This window comes from Bacillus cereus group sp. N8 (assembly GCF_016483685.1).
GTDB lineage: Bacteria > Bacillota > Bacilli > Bacillales > Bacillaceae_G > Bacillus_A > Bacillus_A proteolyticus.
In genome coordinates this window covers 1-233 of sequence record NZ_JAEHBK010000240.1, presented here as the reverse complement: position 1 = coordinate 233, position 233 = coordinate 1, and the positions used below count along the sequence as shown (strand labels likewise).

The following is a 233-nucleotide window of genomic DNA, read 5'->3' as shown; positions in this document are numbered from 1 at the left end:
GCGCGACTTCTACAATGTAGCAATTCAAGGCGAAGAATCACGCTTCACGTACCCTGAAATTGTACCGAGTACGATGGCCGCACTCTCAGAATTACTTGGTGAAACAATTACAGTACAAAATTTAATGATGCGGCTTTTAAACACATTACAGCAATTCGCTCCAAAGTTAACACCATCTCAAATAACAATAGATGAGATTCCTTTATATGAGACGAATTTGCAACGTATTATTG

General features: G+C 38.6%; 1 pseudogene. It reads left to right on the top strand.

Annotated features, from left to right (window positions below):
* Positions 1–233: pseudogene (locus tag JDS80_RS31140) on the top strand (octanoyltransferase); the annotation flags it as partial.